The sequence below is a fragment of the Psychromonas sp. KJ10-2 genome, assembly GCF_047323255.1.
Classification (GTDB): domain Bacteria; phylum Pseudomonadota; class Gammaproteobacteria; order Enterobacterales; family Psychromonadaceae; genus Psychromonas.
In genome coordinates, this window is sequence record NZ_CP178827.1 from 259851 (window position 1) to 283351 (window position 23501).

Below are 23501 nucleotides of genomic sequence, written 5' to 3' on the forward strand. Positions count from 1 at the left end.
TTGCAATGTCGACTTTGTTATTAAAATGGTCTAGATTTAAAAAACAACATAAAAAATGAGGGATCTTAATATGTTAGATAATTTACAGGTGAAACAATTCATGTCTGGTAAAAGCATTGCCTTCACAAAAGAGATGAACTTACAAACAGCAGTGGACAAGTTGTTAAATTCAAATCTAATTGGGGGCCAGTAGTGAATGAACAGGGACATGTTGTTGGTTGGCTATCAGAACAAGATTGTATGGCAAAATTAATTGAGGCAAGTTATTACAGTGACCATTCAGCTTTGGTTGAAGATGTGATGTCTAGCGCGCCATTGAGCATTCATTCAACGTTGAGTATCGTTGATTTAGCGCAAAAGATGATCAAAGAAAAACCTAAAATGTACCCTGTATTGGATGAGGATAATGTCTATGTAGGGTTAATTACTCGAAAAATGGTGTTAAAAGCCATTAAATCACAACTCTAAGAATGAGATATAACAGCGTACTGAAGTAGTGCGTTGTTTTATATTCATTATTAAACAGTTAGAGACTGTTTATCCCAGCAACTCTCTGTAATAGCCTGCGATTTAAACTGTGATAACGCATTCAAAAACTCGCTACGTGAAGCTTCTTTGACGCCTAAACTGGCTAGGTGCGGCGTGCTCATTTGGCAATCGATCAAGTGTCCGCCATGTTGTTGAAAATGTTGGCATAATGCAATGAAAGCTAATTTTGAGGCATTAGTATGGCGATGAAACATCGACTCCCCACAAAAAATAGCACCGACATTAACACCGTATAAACCACCAACAAGTTGTTTGTCCAACCAGACTTCAATCGAGTGTGCTTTGCCTTGTTGATGCAACTCAGTGTAAGCATGGATGATATCAGAGCTGATCCAGGTTTCTGCTTGCGTTTTACGTGGCTGAGAACATGCCTTAATAACCTCAGCAAAAGCGTGATTAATGGTGACCGTTAGTGTAGTTTGACGAATAAATTTAGCCATGCTTTTACTAATATGAACCTCTTTAGGCTTGATCACCGCACGCTGTTTAGGGCTCCACCATAAAATAGGCTCTCCTTCAGAAAACCAGGGGAATACAGCTTGTTGATAAGCATTGTGAAGGCGGGATACGGATAAGTCTCCCCCAATCGCTAATAAACCATCGGGATCATCTAACGCATTTTCTGGGTCAGGAAAAGATAAGTTATCTTCAGATAGTACAATTAAACGTTTTGTCATTGCTGGTCAGTGAACTCCATAAAAAAAGCCAGTCAAGAGACTGGCTTAAGATTATAGTTTACCACTAAGTGGTGTGACTATTAATTACTTTTCTGGGTATTTTAAGTCAGTTTCACCAGTGTATAACTGACGAGGACGACCAATTTTTTGACCTGGTTGATCAAGCATCTCTTTCCAATGAGAAATCCAGCCAATAGTACGAGATACAGCAAAGATAACTGTAAACATAGTACGTGGGATACCCATTGCACGTAAAACGATACCTGAGTAGAAATCTACATTAGGGTATAGTTTTTTCTCGATGAAGTATGGGTCTTCTAACGCAATGCGCTCTAATTCCATTGCTACATCTAAAAGTGGATCATCGATGTTTAATTCTTCTAATACTTCATGGCAAGTTTTACGCATTACAGTAGCACGTGGATCATGGTTTTTGTATACGCGATGACCGAAGCCCATTAGGCGGAACGGGTCATTCTTGTCTTTTGCTTTAGCAACAAACTCTGGAATGCGGTCAACGCTACCAATCTCTTCTAACATTGCTAAACAAGCTTCGTTTGCACCACCGTGAGCAGGGCCCCATAAAGATGCAATACCAGCAGCAATACAAGCAAATGGGTTAGCACCTGAAGAACCTGCTAAACGTACTGTAGAGGTAGAAGCATTTTGCTCATGGTCAGCATGAAGGATTAAAATTTTATCCATTGCGCTTTCTAATACTGGATTAACAACATACTCTTCACATGGAATACCAAACATCATTTTTAAGAAGTTACCCGCATAAGATAATGTGTTATCAGGGTACATGAATGGTTGGCCAACTGAATATTTGTAACTCATCGCTGCAAGCGTTGGTACTTTAGAGATTAGACGGAAAGCAGCAATTTCACGACATGATTCATTAGCAACATCTAAAGAGTCATGGTAGAAAGCTGAAAGTGCGCCAACTACACCAACCATGATCGCCATTGGATGTGAATCACGGCGGAAGCCACGGTAGAATGCGACAAGTTGCTCATGCAACATAGTATGATGTAATACAGTGTGTTTGAATTTCGCGAACTCATCTTCTGTCGGTAATTTACCGTTTAAGAGTAGGTAACATACTTCTAGGTAATCTGATTTTTCAGCTAATTCATCGATTGCGTAACCGCGGTGTAATAGAACACCTTTTTCACCATCGATGTAAGTAATTGCAGATTCACAAGAAGCTGTTGCTAGAAAACCAGGATCGTAAGTGAAGTAGCCTGACTGACCTAAGCTACGGATATCAATTACATCGTTACCAGCAGATCCTTGATGAATAGGAAGTTCAACAGGCTCTTGCCCTGGTAACTGAAGTATTGCGATTTTATCCGACATTATTTTCCCCTTGTCTGTAAATTATAATGATTCTTATCTTCTATATCTTATTATCTTTATTATTAGTCCGTATTTTGATGGCATATTTTTACAGTCTAAATTTCAGATTGTCAAATTTAACATTTAACCTTTGCGAGATACTAAGCAACTTTTACACCTTAAAATCCATTAACAAAATTAGGACTACAAGTTCGTTCAAGTCTCTGATATCCTGATGTTTGAGTTAATTATTTTTTGTGTTTTATCTGTCACAAAGTTTGTTTTTTTTCGTGCTTAGCTCACAAAAGATAGAATTGACCATCACAAGTTGTTAACATTGTGATAACAATAGCGTCTGTAAACCAACCCCTAACTTTTGGCCATTAATAAAGAGATAAATTGTGCGCAAAGAGAGACCCAAAAACTTAGACCTATCCACGGTTAAATTTCCCATTACCGCCATTGCTTCTATTTTGCATCGTGTATCTGGGATCATCGTTTTTATTGCTTTAGCAATATTCCTCATCCTTCTAAACTGTTCATTATCATCCGCTGAAGATTTCCAACGTGTTCAAGGTTACCTTGATATGTTTATCGTTGAATTTATCTTTTGGGGAGCATTAACTGGCTTGGCATACCATGCAGTCTTTGGTATTCGTCACATGATTCAAGATTTGGGTCATTGGGAAGAGTTAGACAGTGCTTCATTAAGTGCAAAAGTGGGCTTCGGTATCACTGTTGTATTATCAATCTTAGCGGGGATTTTAGTATGGTAAAAATCGCAGGTACTTTTGGACGAAGTGGTGTACATGATTACATCTTGATACGTGCCAGTGCAGTTATTCTATTAGCCTACATTTTATATCTTGTGGGCTTTGTAGCAACTGCCGACCTAACTTACCAAGTTTGGACAGGCTTTTTCTCATTAACATTCACTAAAGTAATGACCCTATTAGCTTTAGTCGCGATGTTAGTACATGCATGGATCGGACTATGGCAAGTACTAACGGATTACGTTAAATGTACGTTACTTCGTGGCACATTACAGTTTGTGTTAACAACAGTGGCATTTGCGTATGTTATTTTTGGCTTTGTAATTTTGTGGGGTGTTTAAGTGAGTTTACCAATTAGAGAATTTGATGCGATTGTAATTGGTGCTGGTGGTGCAGGTATGCGCGCGGCATTATCAATATCGCAAGAAGGAAAAAGCTGTGCGTTGATCAGTAAAGTATTCCCAACGCGCTCTCACACTGTATCTGCTCAGGGTGGTATTACTGTTGCGTTAGGTAATGCACATGAAGATAATTGGCAGTGGCATATGTACGATACGGTTAAAGGTTCTGACTTCATTGGTGATCAAGACGCTATTGAATATATGTGTAACGAAGGGCCTGAAGCAGTACGTGAACTTGAAAATATGGGATTACCATTTTCTCGTTTTGAAAATGGCTCTGTGTACCAACGTCCTTTCGGTGGTCAATCTAAAGAGTTTGGTGGCGAACAAGCCGCACGTACTGCTGCTGCTGCTGACCGAACTGGCCATGCTTTGTTACATACCTTATACCAACAAAATATTAAAAATAAAACGACCGTGTTTTCTGAATGGTACGCACTTGATTTAGTTAAAAATGATGATGGTGATGTGGTTGGTTGTACTGCCATTGAAATAGAAACCGGTGAAGTATGTATGTTTAAAGCACAAGCTACTGTGCTGGCAACAGGTGGTGCTGGTCGTATTTACGCTTCAACAACCAATGCACACATCAATACAGGTGATGGTATTGGTATGGCTCTGCGTGCAGGTGTACCCGTACAAGATATGGAAATGTGGCAATTTCACCCAACAGGGATCGCTGGTGCTGGAACTTTGGTAACAGAAGGTTGTCGAGGAGAGGGCGGTTATCTTTTAAATAAAGATGGTGAACGTTTCATGGAGCGTTACGCACCAAACGCTAAAGATTTAGCGGGTCGTGATGTGGTTGCTCGTTCAATTATGATTGAAATCCGTGAAGGGCGTGGATGTGAAGGACCTTGGGGGACGCACATTAAGTTGAAATTAGATCATCTGGGTAAAGAGGTTCTAGAAAGTCGTCTACCAGGTGTATGTGACTTATCACGTACTTTTGCACATGTAGATCCAGTGCATGAGCCAATTCCAATTATTCCTACTTGTCATTATATGATGGGCGGTGTACCTACAACGGTTAATGGGCAAGTATTGAAACTTGATCAAGACGGTAAAGATGTTGAAGTAAAAGGATTGTTTGCAGTAGGTGAAATTGCCTGTGTATCTGTTCATGGTGCTAACCGTTTAGGCGGTAACTCTTTATTAGATTTAGTCGTATTTGGTCGTGCTGCAGGTAAGCACCTCGGTAAAGTATTAAGTGTTGAAAACACTTCTAAAGCACCAACTGAAGCGAATATCGAAGCTGCATTAGAACGCTACAATCGTTGGGAGAAAGGTGACGGTACTGAATGCCCTAACGAAATACGCAAAGACTTAAAAGAGTGTATGCAGAATAACTTCGGTGTATTCCGCGATGGTCCGGCGATGGCTGAAGGTCTGGCTGAACTTGAAAATATTCGTAAGCGTCTTAAAAATGCTAAGTTAAGTGATAAGAGCAGTGAATTTAATACTGATCGTATCGAATGTTTAGAGTTAGATAATTTAATGGAAACTGCTTTAGCGACTGCTAAATCAGCTAACTACCGTACAGAAAGTCGTGGTGCACATAGCCGCTTCGATTTCCCCGAGCGTGATGATGCAAACTGGTTACATCATAGTATGTATATCGCAGAAACAGAAAGTATGTGTAAACGTGACGTGAATATGGCGCCAGTACTACGTGAAGCTTTCCCACCTAAAGCGCGTGTTTACTAGAAGGTTTATAGATATGAATATTAATTTTTCAATTTACCGTTACAACCCTGATGTTGATGCTAAACCTTATATGCAAGATGCATCGTTAGATGTACCTGAAGGTTCTGACATGATGGTATTAGATGCACTTATTTTATTAAAAGAAAAAGATGCATCTCTTTCATTCCGTCGTTCATGCCGTGAAGGTGTTTGTGGATCTGATGGTGTCAATATGAATGGTAAAAATGGACTTGCATGTATTACGCCATTGTCTGATGTGTTATCAACAGGCAAAAAAGTAATTATCCGTCCACTACCAGGTTTACCTGTGATACGCGATTTAGTTATCGATATGTCACAGTTTTATACTCAGTATGAAAAAGTGAAACCATTTTTAATTAACGATGACCGAACACCACCTGCTGGAGAGTTTAAACAGTCTCCAGAAGAACGTGAAAAACTCGATGGTTTGTACGAATGTATTTTATGTGCATGTTGTTCAACATCTTGTCCTTCATTCTGGTGGAATCCTGATAAGTTTATCGGTCCAGCTGGTTTATTAGCTGCTTATCGTTTTCTCATTGACAGCCGAGATAGTGCAACTGAAGAACGCTTATCGAATTTAGATGATGCATTTAGTGTTTTTCGTTGTCACAGTATCATGAATTGCGTTAGTGTTTGTCCTAAAGGATTAAACCCAACTAAAGCAATTGGTAAAATCAAATCGATGTTATTACAGCGCGCTGTTTAATTACTAATTTACACATGATTAGTGAAATAATCATAATAATATAAGGAACGTTAATGCCAACTAATGTTATGGAAACTTGGTTAGCCTCATCGCATCTTTCCAGGGCAAATTCCACTTATATTGAAGACCTTTATGAGTCTTATTTAGATGATCCATGTTCAGTGGATGCTAATTGGCGTGAAGTCTTTGATGAATTACCAAGTGTGAGTGACACGCCAGAAGAGCGACACTCCATTATCCGCGAACAGATGAAACATGCGGCTAAAGCGCCAAAATGTTTCACTCCTCCTCAAGGTGCTGTTCATAATGATGCTAAACAAGTAAAAGTGTTGCAATTGATCGGTGCATACCGTCACCGTGGCCATGAAGCAGCTAACCTAGATCCACTTGGTTTAACTAAAAGCGAAACGATTAAAGAATTAGACCCGTTTTACCATGATTTAACTGGATCTGATTTTGATGCCAACTTTAACGTAGGTTCATTTGCTGCTGGCAATGAAACGATGATCTTAAAAGATTTAGTGGCTTCTTTGAAACGTACATATTGTGGTTCGTTAGGTGTGGAATACATGCACATCACGGATACAGATGAAAAGCGTTGGATTCAAAATCGCATCGAATCAAGTGAAAGTCGTCCCTCTTTTAGCAATGAAGCAAAACAACGTTTCCTTGAAGAGTTAACAGCTGCTGAAGGCTTAGAGCGTTACATTGGTTCTAAATTTCCTGGTGCAAAACGATTCTCATTAGAAGGTGGTGATTCATTTGTTCCAATGCTTAAGGAGTTGATTCGTCGCTCTGGAGAGCAGGGTGCTGAAGCGGTAGTTATTGGTATGGCTCACCGTGGTCGTCTAAATGTACTGGTTAATGTCTTAGGTAAAAAACCGACTGATCTTTTCAATGAGTTTGCTGGTAAACATGCGAATATTGATGGCTCAAGTGATGTGAAATATCACCAAGGTTTCAGTAGTGACTTTAAAACGCCTAAAGGTAACGTTCACTTATCGCTAGCCTTTAACCCATCGCATTTAGAAATCGTTAACCCTGTAGTACTTGGGTCGGTACGTGCGCGTCAAGAGCGTCTAAATGGTATTGGTGAAAGTGTACTGCCTATTACTATTCATGGTGATTCGGCAATTGCTGGTCAAGGTGTTGTGCAAGAGACATTTAATATGTCACAAGCAAGAGCCTTCAAAGTAAGCGGTACTATTCGTATCGTGATTAATAACCAAGTTGGTTTTACTACCTCTGACCGTGAAGATACACGTTCTACACGTTACTGTACTGATATTGCAAAAATGGTCCAAGCACCTATTTTTCATGTTAATGGTGATGATCCTGAAGCGGTTATGCATGCAACACAAATTGCGATTGATTTCCGCAACAAGTTTAAACGTGATGTTGTCATTGATTTAGTTTGTTACCGCCGTCACGGTCACAATGAAGCTGATGAGCCTAGTGCAACACAGCCTTTGATGTACAAAAAGATTAAAAAGCATCCTACACCACGTGAAATATACTCTAAACAGTTAGAAAGCGAAGGCGTCATTAGCGGTGCAGATGCGAAAAGCTTAATCACTACTTATCGTGATGCGTTAGATAACGGCGAATGTGTAGTTAAAGAATGGCAAGAGATGCAAGGTAAAAACTCTATTGATTGGACACCTTACCTTAAACATACTTGGCAGTCTCCTTATGAAGCATCTTTCCAAAAAGATCGTTTAAGAGAGCTTGCAGAATCTATTAGCCAATACCCTGAAGATCAAGTACAGCACTCGCGTGTTGCAAAAATCTATAAAGATCGTTTGATGATGGCTCGTGGTGAAAAATTATGTGACTGGGGTTTTGCTGAAAACTTAGCATACGCAACGTTACTAGATTCACGTTACAACATTCGCTTAGTCGGTCAAGATTCAGGTCGTGGTACTTTCTTCCATCGCCATGCTGTTTTACATGAGCAATCTGAAGCCGGACGTTATATCCCACTTCAAAATATCTCAGATGAGCAAGGCCATTTTGATGTACATGATTCAGTATTATCAGAAGAAGCGGTATTAGCATTTGAATACGGTTACTCAACAGCAGCTCCTAAAGGTCTATGTATCTGGGAAGCACAGTTTGGTGATTTTGCAAATGGCGCACAGGTTGTATTTGACCAATTCTTATCATCAGGTGAGCAAAAATGGGGCCGTATGTGTGGTCTGACTGTGTTGCTGCCACATGGTTATGAAGGTCAAGGTCCTGAGCATTCATCTGCACGTTTGGAGCGTTACTTACAATTATGTGCTGAGCATAATATGCAAGTTTGTGTACCTTCTACACCAGCACAGGTTTATCACATGTTACGTCGCCAAGTGATTCGATCTATGCGTCGTCCACTAATCGTGATGTCACCTAAATCATTATTACGCCATCCAATGGCGGTATCTACTTTAGATGAACTATCGTCTGGTACATTCCAAAATGCGATTGGTGAAGTGGATGAATTAGATCCTAAAGCGGTAGATCGCGTGATACTTTGTAGTGGTAAAGTTTACTACGAATTATTAGAAAAACGTCGCAGTGAAAAATTGAATAACGTTGCAATCGTTCGTATTGAGCAGCTTTATCCTTTCCCAATGGACGAGTTAAACGACATAATTGAACAATACGCGCATGTTAAAGAATTTGTTTGGTGTCAAGAAGAACCACAAAATCAAGGTGCTTGGTACTGTAGTCAACATAACTTTAGAAGTGTTCTGCCTGAAGGTGCTAACTTGCAATACGCAGGTCGTGCAGCATCGGCATCAACTGCTGTAGGTTATATGTCACTGCATGTTAAGCAGCAAAAAGCATTAGTCAATGAAGCACTTGGTTTTGATGAAGAGTAATCAAAATTAAATTTAATTATATAAAATTTATAGTAGGAAGTATTAATTATGATTGAAGTATTAGTTCCAGAATTGCCCGAATCAGTTGCAGATGCAACAGTGGCAACTTGGCATAAACATCCTGGCGATTTTGTAGAGCGCGATGAAGTGTTAGTTGAAATCGAAACTGACAAAGTAGTGCTTGAAGTACCGGCTACTGCAACGGGTATTTTAAAAGAAATTATTGAAGATGAAGGCGCAACGGTTTTATCTAAGCAACTGTTAGCAAAACTTGAAGAAGGTGATGCTCCAGCTGCTAAAGAGGATGAAGTTGTTGAAGAAAAAGCACCTGCTAAAGCTGCAGATGCAAGCCCATCTGTTCGTCGTTTAATGTTAGAGCAAGATATTGATGCGCGTGACATTAAAGGTTCTGGTAAAGGTGGTGTTATCACTCGTGAAGACGTTGAAAAATTCCGCACAGATAAGAACAAAAGCGAAACTGCACCTAAGGTTGATATCGTAGCAGCTGTTGCAGCGCGTAGTGATAAACGTGTTCCAATGACTCGCCTTCGTAAACGTGTTGCTGAGCGTCTGTTAGAAGCGAAAAACTCGACGGCAATGTTAACCACTTTCAATGAAGTGAACATGAAACCTATCATGGATCTTCGTAAACAATATCAAGAAGTGTTTGAGAAAAAACATGGTATCCGTTTAGGCTTCATGTCTTTCTACATTAAGGCGGTAACAGAAGCATTAAAACGTTACCCAGAAGTAAATGCAGCGATTGATGGTGATGATATTGTTTATCATAACTTCTTCGATATCAGCATCGCAGTATCTACGCCACGTGGTTTGGTAACACCAGTATTACGTGACACAGATACACTGAGTGTTGCTGAGATTGAACAGGGTATTCGTGACCTTGCAATCAAAGGCCGTGACGGTAAATTAACGGTTGACGAAATGATGGGCGGAAACTTCACTGTGACTAACGGTGGTGTATTTGGTTCGTTACTTTCAACACCAATTATCAACCCACCACAAGCTGCAATCTTAGGTATGCACAAAATTCAAGAGCGTCCAATGGCTGTTGATGGCAAAGTTGAGATATTACCTATGATGTACTTAGCACTTTCGTATGATCATCGTTTAATTGATGGCAAAGAATCAGTAGGATTCTTGGTAACAATTAAAGAGCTACTAGAAGATCCAACTCGTCTATTATTAGACATTTAATTCCACGCTTCAGTATCCCTTCCTTAGCTGCCTAAATGTAGGCAGCTAATTTCATAAATTGTTTTTACACTCACGGCTTACGAGCTATTAAGTTTAACTCAACAAATGGAAATCAAACATGAATTTGCATGAATATCAGGCAAAACAGCTATTTAAAGAGTACGGTCTACCAGTTCCACAGGGTGTTGCCTGTGATAGTGGAGAAGATGCCGTTAATGCCGCGTCTAAATTAGGCGGCGACAAATGGGTAATCAAATGTCAAGTACATGCTGGTGGTCGCGGTAAAGCGGGCGGTGTACAGTTAGTTGATTCTAAAGAGTCTATTCGTGAATTTGCTAATAAATGGTTAGGTAAAAACTTAGTAACTTATCAAACAGATGCTAATGGGCAGCCAGTAAACAAACTGCTATTAGAAAGCTGTAGCGACATTGCTAATGAATTATATTTAGGTGCTGTTATTGACCGTGCTTCACAACGAGTTACGTTCATGGCATCTACTGAAGGTGGTGTTGAAATTGAAAAGGTGGCTGAAGAAACACCTGAACTTATTCATACAGTGACTGTTGACCCACTAGTGGGTGCACAGGCATACCAAGGTCGTGAATTAGCGTTTAAATTAGGTCTTTCTGGTAAACAGATTGGTCAATTTACTAAAAATATTTTTGGGCCTAGCCACTATCTTCCAACAAAAAGATTTATCTTTGTTAGAAATTAACCCGCTTGTAGTGACAGGTGAAGATGATCTGATCTCGTTTAGATGGCAAAATTTCTATCGACTCTAATGCGATGTACCGTCAAAAAGCATTAAATGAAATTAATGATACAACGCAAGATGATGCACGTGAAATGCATGCTGCGCAGTGGGAGCTAAACTATGTTGCCCTGGATGGTAACATCGGTTGTATGGTTAACGGTGCCGGTTTAGCAATGGGCACAATGGATATCGTTCATTTGCACGGCGGTAACCCTGCAAACTTCTTAGACGTAGGCGGCGGTGCAACAAAAGAGCGTGTAACTGAAGCGTTTAAAATTATTTTATCTGACGATAAAGTAGAAGCGGTATTAGTGAACATTTTTGGTGGTATTGTACGTTGTGATTTAATTGCTGACGGTGTTATCGGAGCAGTTGAAGAAGTGGGTGTATCAGTACCGGTTATTGTTCGTTTAGAAGGTAATAACGCTGAATTAGGTCGTAAAATTTTAGCGGAGTCTGGTTTAAATATTATTGCAGCAACATCATTAACAGATGCAGCTGTGCAATCTGTGAAAGCGGTAGGTGGCAAATAATGAGCATTTTAATTAATAAAGATACTAAAGTAATTTGTCAGGGGTTCACTGGTGGGCAAGGTACATTCCATTCTGAGCAAGCACTTGAATATGGCACAAAAATGGTTGGCGGCGTATCACCTGGTAAAGGTGGTCAAACGCATTTAGGCTTACCTGTATTTAATACGGTAAGTGAAGCGGTTCAATCAACAGGCGCTACGGCTTCTGTTATTTATGTACCTGCACCATTTTGTAAAGATGCGATTTTAGAAGCCATTGACGCAGGCATTAAGTTGATTGTGACTATCACAGAAGGTATTCCTACCTTGGATTTAGTTGAGGTTAAAATCAAACTTGATCAAGCGGGTGTGGTGATGGTTGGTCCTAACTGTCCAGGCGTTATTACTCCTGATGAATGTAAGATCGGAATTATGCCGGGTCATATTCATAAGAAAGGTAAAGTTGGGATCGTATCACGCTCTGGTACGTTGACTTATGAAGCTGTTAAACAAACAACTGATGAAGGCTTTGGTCAATCAACTTGTGTTGGTATTGGTGGTGACCCCATTCCTGGCTCTAGCTTTATTGATATCTTAACACTGTTCCAAGAAGATCCTGAGACTGAAGCAATTGTAATGATTGGTGAAATCGGTGGTACAGCTGAAGAAGAAGCTGCGGCTTTCATTAAAGCGAATGTAACTAAACCTGTTGTCTCGTACATCGCTGGTGTCACGGCACCTGCTGGTAAGCGCATGGGCCATGCGGGGGCGATTATCGCAGGCGGTAAAGGTACTGCTGAAGATAAATTTAAAGCCTTAGAAGATGCTGGTGTTAAAACCACTAAATCACTAGCGGATATTGGCAAAGCGTTACGTGAAATTACAGGTTGGTAATTAATTAAATTTAATACCTACTGAGAGATAAAAACCTCGCATTAGTTATATATAGTAACTTAAAGGGTGTATATTGTGTATTAAGGCAGAGAAATCTGCCTTTTTATTGCACAACTAACGCTTTAGGTAAATAGTATGTACATTGTGTATGGGGAAAGCATAGTTTGTCATCAGTAAAAGTTAGAGCCATAGTTTGTCATCAGTAAAAGTTAGAGCAATGATTGTAGAGGACAATACGGGCATCAAAGCCAACTGCCGATCTTGCTAACTGAGCAGGGCGAGTTAAGTACGGTCACGGACTACCTACTCAAGCTAGAGGCGAACGGTGTGAGTAACTCCGTTATGAATGGATTTATTCAAGCCGTGTCCTTGTTGCTGGATTACATGGAAGCCAATAGAGGATTGTTTGACGATCCGAAATTGCTTTTTCAGACCTTTGCTAAGCGGTTCTATACAGGAGCCATTGGTGAGGATGGACTTGACCCCTCTGGTTTGTATTGGGTTCCAAATTCAGCCAGTAACGTGAATAAGATCATCCACACCTTAGTTACTTCAAAATCATTCGCTTGAACCTTTAGTATGGAAAAAAACTATTAATGTCAGAATCCAATAATCGTTGGAGCTGATCCAAACCATCTCTCAATCGAGTCTCATTCCCGATTGACATCAAAGACAACCTGACATGTGGTGTACTTTTATTATTGGCACAAAAGTAGCTGCCACTGGTAACGATTAATCCACGATTTTTTGCTTCCATTGCAAATCGATCTGGTTGCCAATGGGCAGGTAATGGTAGCCAAATATGGTATCCAGAAGCCGTGAACTCTATGGAAGTAAAAATCTCTCTGACCATTTTCTGTCTTTCATTCGCAACTTCTCTTTGTTGGTCCGCTAACCGAAAAGCATCACCGGATTCAATTAACAATGTCGCTGCAATAAAATTAATGGGAGATGCGAGCCAAATATTAGTTCGAATATTTGCATTGAGAGCCGTTATCTGACTTTCAGGGGCTTTTAAGTAACCACAACGCATCGCAGGGCTAATTGCCTTAGATAACGCAGAAATGTGGAACGTATAATCTGGAGCAAAGTTAGCGATTGGAGGCACTGGTTCATCATCTAAAAAGCAATAAATATCATCTTCAACCAACCAGACTCTCTTATCGTTGATAACTCGTGCTATTTCCTTTTTTCGGGATTCCGGCATTGAGATTCCTGTTGGGTTCTGATGACTAGGAATCGTTATCACCATTGCGGCTTGATGTGCATCAATTGCACTTGCCAACGCTTCTGGACATAAACCATATTCATCAAGATCTACACCAATTACATGACGGTCAGGCATATTTACAATCGCTAAAATACCTGGGTAGGTGAGTCGTTCGACTAGAATACTGTCACCTGGCTTAGTCAAAATATCAACGAGTAAAGACAAAGCGTGCTGAGCCCCATTTGTCAGTAACATATTATCGCTGTTTGCCCCCTCTAAGCCGTACTTTTTAGCCCATTTAACACCAGCAGCCCTATGGACTTCATGCCCAGAATGCTCAACATATCCAATGACAGAAGGGGTCAGTAACTCCGCAGATTGTCGGTAGGCATTCTTCAATGCAGGTACATTTCTCTCCAGACAAGGTTGAAGGATAGAGAAGTTAAAGTTTGTTTCTTCATCGGGAGCTTGGATGGCTTTGTCAAGTTCCGAGTTTGCTCTAACAAACGTACCACGACCAATAAATGACTCCAAACATCCTCTGTCATTAAGCAACTTATAAGCTTTTGCAACGGTTGCAGGTGTCGTTCCAAGCTCCTCAGCGAGTAAACGATGGGTGGGTAGCTTTGAACCTGGTGGGAACTCACCTGTTTCAATTTTCTGCTCTATAACTTCTGCTATACGAATGAACTTACTATTACTCACAAGGAACCTCCTGGGACAATCCTAATTTTTAATAGATTATAACATATGTCTTTTGGGTTTTGACTCTTTCAAATAAATACATGAACCATTATTGACATAGTTCAATTGTAATTGTAACCTACATTGAAATGACATTGAGCTAACTCAATGTGATCTGTGAGAACATTAAATCAGGCTTAAGAAATGCTAAAAGAAATGGTAGAGACACTTAAAAAGCAAAGTGTTCAAGAAGTACATGTATCATATGAAGCTGCAAACAAGCTAAAAAATGCCTTCAGCAACTTACGGTTTAGAAAGGACAATGAGTGCCTTAACATAAGAGAGTTGCTTGGTAACGTAGTCAAATACAGCCTTAATGATGAGGTAATCAACACTATTCAGGATTTTAAGTCAGATGATGATCAATGCGCCCTGTTTATCCGCGGTTTATCTATTGATAGCAATTTGTGTGCGACACCTTACAACGGTTATGTTCCACCATCAAAAGTTCCTTTAGCTAGCGCTATCTGTATTGGCGTATGTCAATGCACCCAAGTTCAAGCTGTATCATGCCAAAATGAAAATAAAGGATTATTATTTAGGCATGTGGTACCTGCACTCAAGGTTCGATCGAATTTTATTCTATTGGATAATTTGATTGCTCAACTGAGCCGCGGCGTAGTCAACGAATTATGCCAACCTAATTTTCGAATTACCCGGCCAGATTCATTCGGTCAATCTCCTTCAAGCCGTCTACCCATTTTAGTCATAGGCGAAGACGGTGTGATGCTATGTCGTTATGACAAGGAAAACACCATTCCTCTTACCGAGAGTACAGCAGCATTAGTTATGCTGGAAGCTCATCTACAAAACGAATCGTTAAAACAACACGTGGTATATCAACCAGGTAATTTATTGATAATTAAAAATCAACGGCTTCTACATAGTCGCGAAGGTTTTAAATCTAGATCAGATGGCGCAGGCCGCTGGTTAGCTCGCATGTTTGGGGTGAGTACGTTAGAGCGTATCGTTCCAGCCACCCCAGAATTTCAACATATTGGAAAAAATTAAGGAAAATAAAATGAAATCAAACAACGTCGCTTTTATTGGTTTAGGTGTAATGGGTTTTCCAATGGCGGGTCATCTTGCAAAAGCAGGGTACAAGACAAAAGTGTTTAATCGTACAGAAAACAAAGCAAAACTATGGTCTCAAGAGTTTTACGGTGAATGCCAGCCAACCCCTCGGTTGGCTGCGATAAACTGTGACATTGTGTTTTTATGCGTGGGGAATGATGACGATGTAAGAAGTGTTGTATATGGCGAAGACGGAGTACTCGCGAGCATGGTCCCTGGTTCTGTTTTGGTTGACCACACAACAACATCTGCAGAGCTTGCAGAGGAGTTAGCCAAAGTATGTATAGAAAAGGGCATTTCTTTTATTGATGCTCCAGTATCAGGTGGTCAAGCGGGAGCGGAAAATGCAGCTCTCACAATTATGTGTGGTGGTGAACAAACGGTTTTTGATCGCGTAGAGCCCGTGATGAAAAGCTTTGCTAAGCAATCGACTTTAATGGGCAAAAATGGCCAGGGGCAGCGTTGTAAGATGGTCAATCAAATCTGTATTGCAGGTGTATTGAAAGGGTTAAGCGAAGGCCTCCTTCTGGCAAAAAAAGCAGGTCTAAATATAAACCAGTTAGTTGACGTGTTAAAGCATGGTGCGGCGGGGTCATGGCAAATGGAGAACAGAACCGTAACTATGTCGCAAGATAAGTTCGATTTTGGTTTTGCAATTGACTGGATGCACAAAGATCTCAGCATTTGCCTAAATGAAGCAAATAAGATGGGTGTCGAGCTTTCGTTAACAGAAAAAGTAGACAGTGAATATCAGTCCCTACAGCAACAAGGTTTTGGTCGCATGGATACTTCTGTGCTTTTCAAAATCTACGATCGATAACTTAGGTAGGAATTTTCAGTATGGAACTCTTCGGTAACGACATTACACTTTTAATACTAATAGCATTAATGGTATCGGCCTTTGCGGCCGGTTTCATTGACTCAGTAGCAGGCGGTGGAGGATTAATCTTAGTACCGTCTTTTATCCTTGCTGGATTGCCACCTCAATTAGCTCTTGGACAAGAAAAAATTGTCAGCACTTTAGGTACTATCGCAGCAATACGTAATTTTATACGAAATAAAAAAGTAATTTGGACTGCTGCGGCAACAGGTATCCCAGCAGGCCTAATCGGTGCGTACGCGGGTGCACAGGCTATTCTCTACTTTGCTCCCGATACTATCGGTAAAATCATTCTCTTTATGCTCCCTTTCGGAATAATTTTATCGTTTATTCCGAAGAAGAATCGCAATGAAGATAACTCTGCCCCAATTAATAAAACAGTCATTTTACTTGGCGTTCCAACTGCTGTATTTGTAATTGGTTTTTATGACGGATTCTTTGGTCCTGGTACCGGTAGTTTTCTAATTCTGGCTTTACATTACTTACTTCGGTTCGATTTAGTTTCAGCATCAGCGACGTCAAAGGTGTTTAACTTTTCCTCTAACATCGGCGCGTTATTCGCTTTCATGATTGCAGGTAACGTCTTATATATGCTGGCAATGCCTTTAGTAGCAATGAACTTACTTGGGAACCATGTTGGTAGCTCATCAGCAATGAAATATGGCGCCAAATTGATTCAACGAACCATTTCAGTATCACTCAGTCTACTGATGATTTCGCTGGGTTATAAATTCCTGCTCTAAAACTAGCCACAAAATTTATAGGATAGAACTCTCATTCAATACGGATGAGAGTTCTAGTATTAAACTAAGTTATCTGAACAACCACACTGTCAGCCGAACTATGGTTATCCATACCTGACTTAATCCGTATTTTCCTAAATTAAGTAGAAACTCTAACAGATTTGCTCCGCTTCTCGCATATCTTTACTCTATAAGAAACTAAAAGGAGTAAAGTAGGAATAACTCAATAAAAGAATACCATCCAGCTACAGTGATAGAAAATCCGCAACGTACTTGGCCGTCAAAACAACTGTTAAAAGCACCTCGTTGGTGCTCAACTGATTTACGAGATGGAAATCAAGCCTTAAGCACCCCGATGAATCATGAAAAAAGCATTACTATTCGACCACTTGATTAGTTGTGGATTCAATGAAATAGAACTGGCTTTTCCATCTGCTTCACAAACAGACTTCAAATTTGTTCGATATTTAATTGAAAAGAATAAAATTCCCAATGATGTTTGGATACAAGTAATAACCCAAGCGAGACCAGAGTTGATTGAAAAAACACTGGTATCGCTACAAGGCGCTTCACGAGCTATTGTCCATTTGTATAACGCCACGGCACCACTGTTTAGAGGTTTAGTATTTAAAAAAGTAAGTCTGAAATTATAGAAATGGCTGTGTTAAGTACTAAACATATTAAACGATTATGTGATGAACAACGTCAAACACAATGGATTTTACAATACTCTGCTGAAACGTTCTGTTTTACGGAGCTTGAATTTTCTCTAGAGATTTGTGAGGCGGTTAAAAAAGCGTGGCAACCAAGTAATGAGCGGCCTTTAATATTAAATTTACCTGCAACTGTAGAGGTAAATACCCCTAATGTTTATGCTGACCAAATTGAGAAATTTCGTTCATTATTCAGTGATATGGAAAATATCACGATTAGTATGCATCCTCATAACGACCGTGGGACGGGGGCGCGCGGCAGCTGAACTTGCTCAGCTTGCCGGTGCGACACGAGTCGAAGGGGGATGTTCGGTAATGGAGAACGAACATCTAGCGATACTAGCCTTGAACCTATATAACCAAGGGATCGATCCTAAATTGGATTTTTCCGACATCAGAAACACGGCAAAAATAATTGAGGTGTGTAGTAATATTCCAGTTCATCTAAGGCATCCTTATGCAGGTGAACTCGTATTTACGGCATTTTCTGGGGCTCATCAAGATGCGATTAAAAAGGGGTTGAAGCTAACACATTAAAACCTTCAGAAACCTGGAACATTCCATATTTACCTTTAGCTCCGAAAGACGTTGGTTGCTCATACACAGAAGTTATACCAATTGTATTAAATAACTGATCTAAATTTTGCGCCGGAAAAATGGCTTAGTTTGAGGCGTAAGTTGATGTAAATGGTTGTTCCCTTTACGAAACTTACAACGAAAAAATAAGTTGTTTTAACAAGTAAAATAGATCAGTTACTTACTATGATTGGTATTATTAAAGTGAACAGCCAACATGGTAAAAGTGGGCCATCTTGGATGCTAGAGCAAGATCACGGATTAAATAGGCCAATTAAATTCGTAACTCAAAATTGTCCAAACTTGCTGCGAGCGATGGTCAAGAAAAATCATAAATGCCTAGCGAGTAGTGAGCTGTGCGAGCGTCAGGAGTGGCTTTATTATTTTACTTTACCATCATTTCCCTTAAATACCCTTTTGGCAGGGTGATGGTTTCACGCAGTGAGGCCATCGCCTTGCCAAGCATTCAGGGACAAAAAAGCGTACACACTATTATACATAGTGTGTACGCTTTCAAACGACATCAAAAGCATTGCCAGCAAAGCCTTGTCACTCACTCGCAGATAGACATGTTTTTAACTGTCTACTCCACTAGGCGGTTTTTTTATGCCTATTGTTAATATTTATCACTATTATTCCCTTACTTAAGCATTATTTTTAAATTATTTAAAATTTATAATAAAAAAGGAGTCGGTATACTTTACATATATATTGAAATTTATTTGTAAGTCTCTGTATTTTATTGATTATTTAATTGGCATTTTTTATGCTTTGTTTATATAGCAGCTGTTTTTTGTTGTATAAAAGGAGTGTCATATGTTAAATATCTTAAAGCTTAAAAAAATGATGTTTGTATTGGGTTTCCTATTTAGTAGTCAATTATTTGCAACTACTATTGTGGATACAGTTAATCAAAATGAGTATGTAGGCTGGTGGGACTCTTATAGTTATACCCATGATCTAAATGATGATGGATTTGTGCTTGGGAGTGCGTTGAGTGGTACCTTGGAGGTCAGTGTTGCAGATGATGGTGGCTATTTTGATTTATGGGAGACCATTTTATTTACCGTTGAAGATTTTGACTTTGATACCGGGGGAGTAACATTTGGAAATGGTTTTTCTGGTGACCTTGAAGTAAATGCTCTAGGTGCTTTAAATAGTGATGGTTATTTAGATATTATCGTCTCATCAGTATTTGGTGATTTTTACGTAGGGGATTCTGTGTTAACTGTTGAAGTGCCAGCTCCTGGGATGTTTTTATTATTTGGTTTTGCTGCATTAGGCATTGCAGTAGGACGTAAAAAGCGCCAATCTTAACAAACTAGTTATTGTCTAATAAGCCTCGTATTTTACGGGGCTTTTTTATAAGAAATATTTATATCATTATTTATTTAAATAGTGGGATTTATTTGTCCAAGTTGCTGACTAAGTACTGTGACATGCTTAATAGCATTTAAGCTGAACCAGTATTGTTCATTTTTTATTTAGTCTGTAACAAGGTTACCCATGAATTTAGTTAAAATATTGCCTGCACTGTTATTGTTCTATTCACTGCCTAATTTGGCAGAAGAAAGTAATGTAAATGCAACTCCAATCAAGCAAAGTAATCTTTATGGTAGTTGGTTCTGTCAGCATAAAATTGAAGAGCCTAATTCTAAAATGCTCATTGATGTGAATTATCGTCTTCAATATAAACAAGATAATACCTCGCAAGGTTATGGTATTTTGTTATTTACCTTATCGGGCATGCCAAAGCTTAAATATAGTATTAAGGACAGTTCAACTTGGCAATTGCAAGGTGACAACTTAACTATGCACTCTCAAAACATCGAGTTTAATAATGTGAGTCATCCTGAGTTGGAATCGATCTTAAGCTTGAAGAAAATATTACCAGTTACTATCAATGAGTCTGGCAAGATCTTGTCGTTAACTAATAATGAATTAACCGTGAAGTCGGATGCGTATAGCGAATTGATTCAATGTGTTAAAGCTTAAAATGGTTAGGTTATGACCTAACCATTATATTAAGTTTATTTGAAGATTAATTAATCTCTTTTAATGGCACGTAAAATAACGAATTTTTTGTTTTCGGCGATTAATTCACAATCTCCAAAGATACGGGTTAATTTATCTTGATAATCTAAGTGGCGGTTACCAACAATCACTAGTTCACCATTCACTGCTAAACAGAAATGTGCATCGTTAAACATACTCCAAGCAATATGATCAGTAATTGCATGTTGTTGGTGGAAGGGTGGGTTACATAAAATTAAATCATAGCTTCGAGATTTAAAGCCTACCAAGCCATTATTAACTACAAAACGAGTGTTATCAGAACGTTCTTCTTCAAAGTTCTTCAACATGTTGATACGTGCAGAATCAACGGCCATGTATGACTCATCAATAAAGGTAATTTGCGCATCTGGGTATGCTTCTGCTGCTGCCATACCAACCACACCATTACCGCAACCCAGGTCAACGACCTTAGTGAAATCACCTTCAGGTAGGTTATCCATTAAGTAACGGCCACCAATATCTAAATGGTTACGTGAAAATACATTGGCATGGTTATGAATTTTCCAACCTAAACGTTCAATATCCCAAGTGATTGCCACTTCTTTTTCTGGAATGTTTACTTGATCTGGCAAGCTAAATATCAAGCGAGATTTCTTTTTCGCTAAAGACGTTTTAGTCGTACCAATATATTTTTCAAATAACGCTAAGGTTGATTTGTGGATCGCATCGGCTTTGCCTGAAGCAACAACGATCGTATCTTTATCGATAACGGCGCTTAATTGTTGTAATTGATATTCTAAAAACGATAAGGTTTTAGGTACTTTAATCAGTACTACTTTCGCATTTGTTGGTAATGGCTGCAAACTATCTTGAATTAATAGTGTCTCAGTAGGGCATTGATTACGCTGCATATTGAGTTTGATAGAGCCAACAGACAGAAATGAATCGGAGACAACGGTTCTTTCAATGTTTTTGAAATAACAACTTAGTGCACCGAAGCCATCATTGATAATTAACAATTGCGCATCTTCGGTAATGTATTTACCCAATTCGTTTTCGTTAAAATAGTTGATCAGGTATTCATCTGCTGAATCCCATGCTTGTAAGGTTTCATTTTTTCTGCGTGGGTGACGATGTAAAATCAATGTTTGATCTGCAATGATTAATGCTTCATTCATAGGATTAGCCTAGTTATGTAAATAGTGTAAGTTAATAAGGCATTTTAACTTGCTTGCTTGATTAAGGTAAGTGATATTATGCTTGTACTCAAAATGAATAAGGATGAGACGCTTTGTGAATATAATAATAACTAAAAAAACATTAATGAAAGCATTATTAGTCAGTGCTTCATTATTCACTTTAACAGCTTGTGATAACGAAATTGATGATATTTTATCTGATATTGCCGATGGAGAAGATGAAGTCGTTTGTAGTACTGATACGACTACCGTTAACTTCAAACAGATAGCCTATTGGGGGGAGAACGACGAAGATACTCTAGATGATATCGACTTTACTATGTTGACACATGTTATCTATAACAAAATCGGCGTAACCTCTAGCGGCGAGCTGGTATTACCTGATGACACAGATGATTTTGAAGATATGATTGATGAGGCGCATGACGCAGGTATTTATGCGATGGCATCGATTGGTAACTCAAGTGATTCGGCATTCAATACTATTGCGGCAAGCGATACTGCAATGGATAACTTCATCGATAATATGGAAGATCTCATTGATGATTACGATCTCGATGGTATTGATATCAATTGGCAATTCCCTGAAGGAGATGATGAAGGTGATCTTTTTGAGGACCTAGTCAAAGAGGTCAGTGAATCACTAGATGATGAAGGAAAAATATTTAGTTTTGTCGTTGATACCGGACAAGATGATGATGACACAGATGATGGTGTTCAAGACGATGTATTAGATTACGCTGACTTTATGAATGTCATGGCATTAAATACCACCGATGACGACGATTTACACTCTTCATTAGAAGATGCTGAAGACGCCATTGAATATTGGACTGACCGTTGTGTCGTTAAAAATCGCCTAGTACTAGCAATTCCAGCTTATTCTAAAGGTGATGGTGTGTTGGATTTTAGAGAGATTGTTGATGACGATGATGATAATGCCTGTGTTGATGAAGCTTCTAATGTAGAAGATGAAGATGGTAATAAATACGATGACATTAACTACAATGGTATTCCGACAGTCAACGATAAAACAGAATACGCACAATCTTATGCGGGGAGTAATTATCACGTCATTAGAGCAAGATTATTTTGATAGCGATTACTTCTCTATTTTAGCGGCAGTAGATTGGCAAGTCGCAGGCAGTGCAAACGATATTTGCGATTAATTATAAAATATAATTCCATGGTTTTTTTGTGGTTAAAAGGGCGCATAATAGCGCCCTTATTTTTTCTAACCACATTAAGGTCGTATTATGCCGATTAAAGCCGCTTTAACTGAACGTAGCAACGGATGTTGTGAATTGTGTTCATCTACCGATGAACTGTCTATTTTTGAAGTCCCGCCTGTTAAAGAGCCTAATTCGGATAAATCTATTTTAGTGTGTTCAACTTGTTTAGCTCAAATTGAAAAAAACACAGAAATGGATCATAACCATTGGCGTTGTTTAAACGATAGTATGTGGAGCCAAGTACCTGCGGTACAAGTGACGGCTTTTCGACTGTTAACACGTTTGAGTAAAGCGGGTGAAGGCTGGGCACAAGATCTATTGGACATGATGTACATGGAAGATGAGCAGAAAGCATGGGCTGACTATGGTGTTGCTGCCGATGAGATTGAAGAAGTTGCCCCAACACGTGACTCAAACGGTACAGTATTAGTGGCTGGTGATAATGTTACCCTGATTAAAGACTTAGAAGTAAAAGGGGCAAACTTTACAGCAAAACGTGGTACACCTGTTCGTAATATCTCTTTGACTGATAATCCAGAACATATCGAAGGGCGTGTTAATGGTGTGCGTATTGTATTGTTAACCACTTACCTTAAAAAGATGCCTTTGTTTGAAGATAAGTAATATTAGAGACATCAAATAACCATTCAACGCACTATATTCAAAAATAATAAAGGCCCTAGCACTTAATAGTG

General features: G+C 39.2%; 21 protein-coding genes and 3 pseudogenes. 20 read left to right on the forward strand and 4 right to left on the reverse strand.

The genetic code is table 11. The annotated features are described in order from the left end of the window. The first annotated feature begins 192 nt into the window (after window positions 1-192). Window positions 193-468 (forward strand): CBS domain-containing protein, encoded by a 276-nt coding sequence (locus ACLKL2_RS01235; protein ID WP_413693067.1) that lies wholly within the window; start codon window positions 193-195, stop codon window positions 466-468. A gap of 50 nt (window positions 469-518) precedes the next feature. Here ACLKL2_RS01235 and aat read toward each other — a convergent pair whose 3' ends face one another. Together aat and gltA are read right to left on the reverse strand one after the other, a co-directional pair. After that, on the reverse strand, window positions 519-1226 hold the full coding sequence (gene aat / locus ACLKL2_RS01240; protein ID WP_413693068.1) for a leucyl/phenylalanyl-tRNA--protein transferase: 708 nt from the start codon (window positions 1224-1226) through the stop codon (window positions 519-521). An 84-nt stretch (window positions 1227-1310) separates the two neighbouring features. Then, a complete protein-coding gene (gltA, locus tag ACLKL2_RS01245) occupies window positions 1311-2588 on the reverse strand; it encodes a citrate synthase (protein ID WP_113818007.1) in 1278 nt (425 codons plus the stop codon). Between the two features lie 380 nt (window positions 2589-2968). On the opposite strand from gltA, the gene sdhC reads away from it, so the two are divergent. From sdhC to ACLKL2_RS01290, 9 genes and pseudogenes are all read left to right on the forward strand, one after another. Further along, window positions 2969-3343: a succinate dehydrogenase, cytochrome b556 subunit gene (gene sdhC, locus ACLKL2_RS01250; protein ID WP_113818008.1), complete on the forward strand. Its 375-nt coding sequence runs from the start codon at window positions 2969-2971 to the stop codon at window positions 3341-3343. Continuing rightward, window positions 3337-3681, forward strand: coding sequence for a succinate dehydrogenase, hydrophobic membrane anchor protein (gene sdhD, locus ACLKL2_RS01255; RefSeq protein WP_113818009.1), 345 nt, complete (start codon window positions 3337-3339; stop codon window positions 3679-3681). The genes sdhC and sdhD overlap by 7 nt, the downstream gene beginning before the upstream one ends. Further along, complete coding sequence (gene sdhA / locus ACLKL2_RS01260; RefSeq protein ID WP_413693069.1) at window positions 3682-5448, forward strand: succinate dehydrogenase flavoprotein subunit; 1767 nt, start codon at window positions 3682-3684, stop codon at window positions 5446-5448. A gap of 13 nt (window positions 5449-5461) precedes the next feature. After that, complete coding sequence (locus ACLKL2_RS01265; protein ID WP_113818011.1) at window positions 5462-6178, forward strand: succinate dehydrogenase iron-sulfur subunit; 717 nt, start codon at window positions 5462-5464, stop codon at window positions 6176-6178. A 53-nt stretch (window positions 6179-6231) separates the two neighbouring features. Further along, the gene (sucA, locus tag ACLKL2_RS01270; RefSeq protein WP_413693070.1) at window positions 6232-9045 is read left to right on the forward strand and encodes a 2-oxoglutarate dehydrogenase E1 component; all 2814 of its coding nucleotides are present in this window, start codon (window positions 6232-6234) and stop codon (window positions 9043-9045) included. Between the two features lie 48 nt (window positions 9046-9093). Beyond that, window positions 9094-10260 (forward strand): 2-oxoglutarate dehydrogenase complex dihydrolipoyllysine-residue succinyltransferase, encoded by a 1167-nt coding sequence (gene odhB, locus ACLKL2_RS01275; RefSeq protein ID WP_413693071.1) that lies wholly within the window; start codon window positions 9094-9096, stop codon window positions 10258-10260. 118 nt (window positions 10261-10378) lie between these two features. Further along, window positions 10379-11547, forward strand: a pseudogene (sucC, locus tag ACLKL2_RS01280) (ADP-forming succinate--CoA ligase subunit beta). Then, window positions 11547-12419 (forward strand): succinate--CoA ligase subunit alpha, encoded by an 873-nt coding sequence (sucD, locus tag ACLKL2_RS01285; protein ID WP_113818015.1) that lies wholly within the window; start codon window positions 11547-11549, stop codon window positions 12417-12419. The pseudogene sucC and the gene sucD overlap by 1 nt, the downstream one beginning before the upstream one ends. 327 nt (window positions 12420-12746) lie before the next feature. Then, window positions 12747-12989, forward strand: a complete 243-nt coding sequence (locus ACLKL2_RS01290) for a hypothetical protein (RefSeq protein ID WP_413693072.1) — start codon at window positions 12747-12749, stop codon at window positions 12987-12989. A gap of 4 nt (window positions 12990-12993) precedes the next feature. Here ACLKL2_RS01290 and ACLKL2_RS01295 read toward each other — a convergent pair whose 3' ends face one another. After that, window positions 12994-14334, reverse strand: a complete 1341-nt coding sequence (locus ACLKL2_RS01295) for a PLP-dependent aminotransferase family protein (RefSeq protein ID WP_413693073.1) — start codon at window positions 14332-14334, stop codon at window positions 12994-12996. Window positions 14335-14517: 183 nt separating this feature from the next. Between ACLKL2_RS01295 and ACLKL2_RS01300 the strand changes: the two genes are divergently transcribed. The 8 genes and pseudogenes from ACLKL2_RS01300 (at window position 14518) to ACLKL2_RS01335 (ending at window position 20354) form a co-directional block, all read left to right on the forward strand. Then, a complete protein-coding gene (locus ACLKL2_RS01300) occupies window positions 14518-15384 on the forward strand; it encodes a TauD/TfdA family dioxygenase (RefSeq protein ID WP_413693074.1) in 867 nt (288 codons plus the stop codon). A 10-nt stretch (window positions 15385-15394) separates the two neighbouring features. Continuing rightward, window positions 15395-16267, forward strand: coding sequence for an NAD(P)-dependent oxidoreductase (locus ACLKL2_RS01305; protein WP_413693075.1), 873 nt, complete (start codon window positions 15395-15397; stop codon window positions 16265-16267). Between the two features lie 20 nt (window positions 16268-16287). Next, window positions 16288-17070: a TSUP family transporter gene (locus ACLKL2_RS01310; RefSeq protein ID WP_113818019.1), complete on the forward strand. Its 783-nt coding sequence runs from the start codon at window positions 16288-16290 to the stop codon at window positions 17068-17070. Window positions 17071-17432: 362 nt separating this feature from the next. Further along, window positions 17433-18049 (forward strand): annotated as a pseudogene (locus ACLKL2_RS01315) (hypothetical protein). A 49-nt stretch (window positions 18050-18098) separates the two neighbouring features. Then, on the forward strand, window positions 18099-18320 hold the full coding sequence (locus ACLKL2_RS01320) for a hypothetical protein (protein WP_413693076.1): 222 nt from the start codon (window positions 18099-18101) through the stop codon (window positions 18318-18320). Beyond that, a pseudogene (locus tag ACLKL2_RS01325) lies at window positions 18309-18418 on the forward strand (hypothetical protein); the annotation flags it as partial. The gene ACLKL2_RS01320 and the pseudogene ACLKL2_RS01325, both read left to right, overlap by 12 nt. Before the next feature lie 757 nt (window positions 18419-19175). Beyond that, window positions 19176-19676 carry a PEP-CTERM sorting domain-containing protein gene (locus ACLKL2_RS01330; protein ID WP_413693077.1) on the forward strand — a complete coding sequence of 167 codons (501 nt, stop codon included), beginning with the start codon at window positions 19176-19178 and terminating at the stop codon, window positions 19674-19676. A gap of 189 nt (window positions 19677-19865) precedes the next feature. Then, window positions 19866-20354, forward strand: a complete 489-nt coding sequence (locus tag ACLKL2_RS01335; RefSeq protein ID WP_113818347.1) for a hypothetical protein — start codon at window positions 19866-19868, stop codon at window positions 20352-20354. A 50-nt stretch (window positions 20355-20404) separates the two neighbouring features. Here ACLKL2_RS01335 and ACLKL2_RS01340 read toward each other — a convergent pair whose 3' ends face one another. Beyond that, window positions 20405-21553, reverse strand: a complete 1149-nt coding sequence (locus ACLKL2_RS01340; protein ID WP_413693078.1) for a methyltransferase — start codon at window positions 21551-21553, stop codon at window positions 20405-20407. A gap of 115 nt (window positions 21554-21668) precedes the next feature. Between ACLKL2_RS01340 and ACLKL2_RS01345 the strand changes: the two genes are divergently transcribed. Together ACLKL2_RS01345 and ACLKL2_RS01350 are read left to right on the forward strand one after the other, a co-directional pair. Next, window positions 21669-22670, forward strand: a complete 1002-nt coding sequence (locus tag ACLKL2_RS01345; protein ID WP_413693079.1) for a glycoside hydrolase family 18 protein — start codon at window positions 21669-21671, stop codon at window positions 22668-22670. Window positions 22671-22830: 160 nt separating this feature from the next. Beyond that, complete coding sequence (locus ACLKL2_RS01350) at window positions 22831-23430, forward strand: PhnA domain-containing protein (RefSeq protein WP_413693080.1); 600 nt, start codon at window positions 22831-22833, stop codon at window positions 23428-23430. The last annotated feature ends 71 nt before the right edge of the window (window positions 23431-23501 follow it).

Excerpts from the sequence above, each read along its gene's own strand:
- sdhD (WP_113818009.1), top strand. The coding sequence starts at position 3,337 with ATGGTAAAAATCGCAGGTACTTTTGGACGAAGTGGTGTACATGATTAC.
- ACLKL2_RS01340 (WP_413693078.1), bottom strand. The coding sequence starts at position 21,553 with ATGAATGAAGCATTAATCATTGCAGATCAAACATTGATTTTACATCGT.
- sucD (WP_113818015.1), top strand. The coding sequence starts at position 11,547 with ATGAGCATTTTAATTAATAAAGATACTAAAGTAATTTGTCAGGGGTTC.
- gltA (WP_113818007.1), bottom strand. The coding sequence starts at position 2,588 with ATGTCGGATAAAATCGCAATACTTCAGTTACCAGGGCAAGAGCCTGTT.
- ACLKL2_RS01330 (WP_413693077.1), top strand. The coding sequence starts at position 19,176 with ATGTTAAATATCTTAAAGCTTAAAAAAATGATGTTTGTATTGGGTTTC.
- sucA (WP_413693070.1), top strand. The coding sequence starts at position 6,232 with ATGCCAACTAATGTTATGGAAACTTGGTTAGCCTCATCGCATCTTTCC.
- ACLKL2_RS01305 (WP_413693075.1), top strand. The coding sequence starts at position 15,395 with ATGAAATCAAACAACGTCGCTTTTATTGGTTTAGGTGTAATGGGTTTT.
- ACLKL2_RS01300 (WP_413693074.1), top strand. The coding sequence starts at position 14,518 with ATGCTAAAAGAAATGGTAGAGACACTTAAAAAGCAAAGTGTTCAAGAA.
- ACLKL2_RS01320 (WP_413693076.1), top strand. The coding sequence starts at position 18,099 with ATGGAGAACGAACATCTAGCGATACTAGCCTTGAACCTATATAACCAA.
- odhB (WP_413693071.1), top strand. The coding sequence starts at position 9,094 with ATGATTGAAGTATTAGTTCCAGAATTGCCCGAATCAGTTGCAGATGCA.
- aat (WP_413693068.1), bottom strand. The coding sequence starts at position 1,226 with ATGACAAAACGTTTAATTGTACTATCTGAAGATAACTTATCTTTTCCT.
- ACLKL2_RS01335 (WP_113818347.1), top strand. The coding sequence starts at position 19,866 with ATGAATTTAGTTAAAATATTGCCTGCACTGTTATTGTTCTATTCACTG.
- ACLKL2_RS01350 (WP_413693080.1), top strand. The coding sequence starts at position 22,831 with ATGCCGATTAAAGCCGCTTTAACTGAACGTAGCAACGGATGTTGTGAA.
- ACLKL2_RS01310 (WP_113818019.1), top strand. The coding sequence starts at position 16,288 with ATGGAACTCTTCGGTAACGACATTACACTTTTAATACTAATAGCATTA.
- ACLKL2_RS01265 (WP_113818011.1), top strand. The coding sequence starts at position 5,462 with ATGAATATTAATTTTTCAATTTACCGTTACAACCCTGATGTTGATGCT.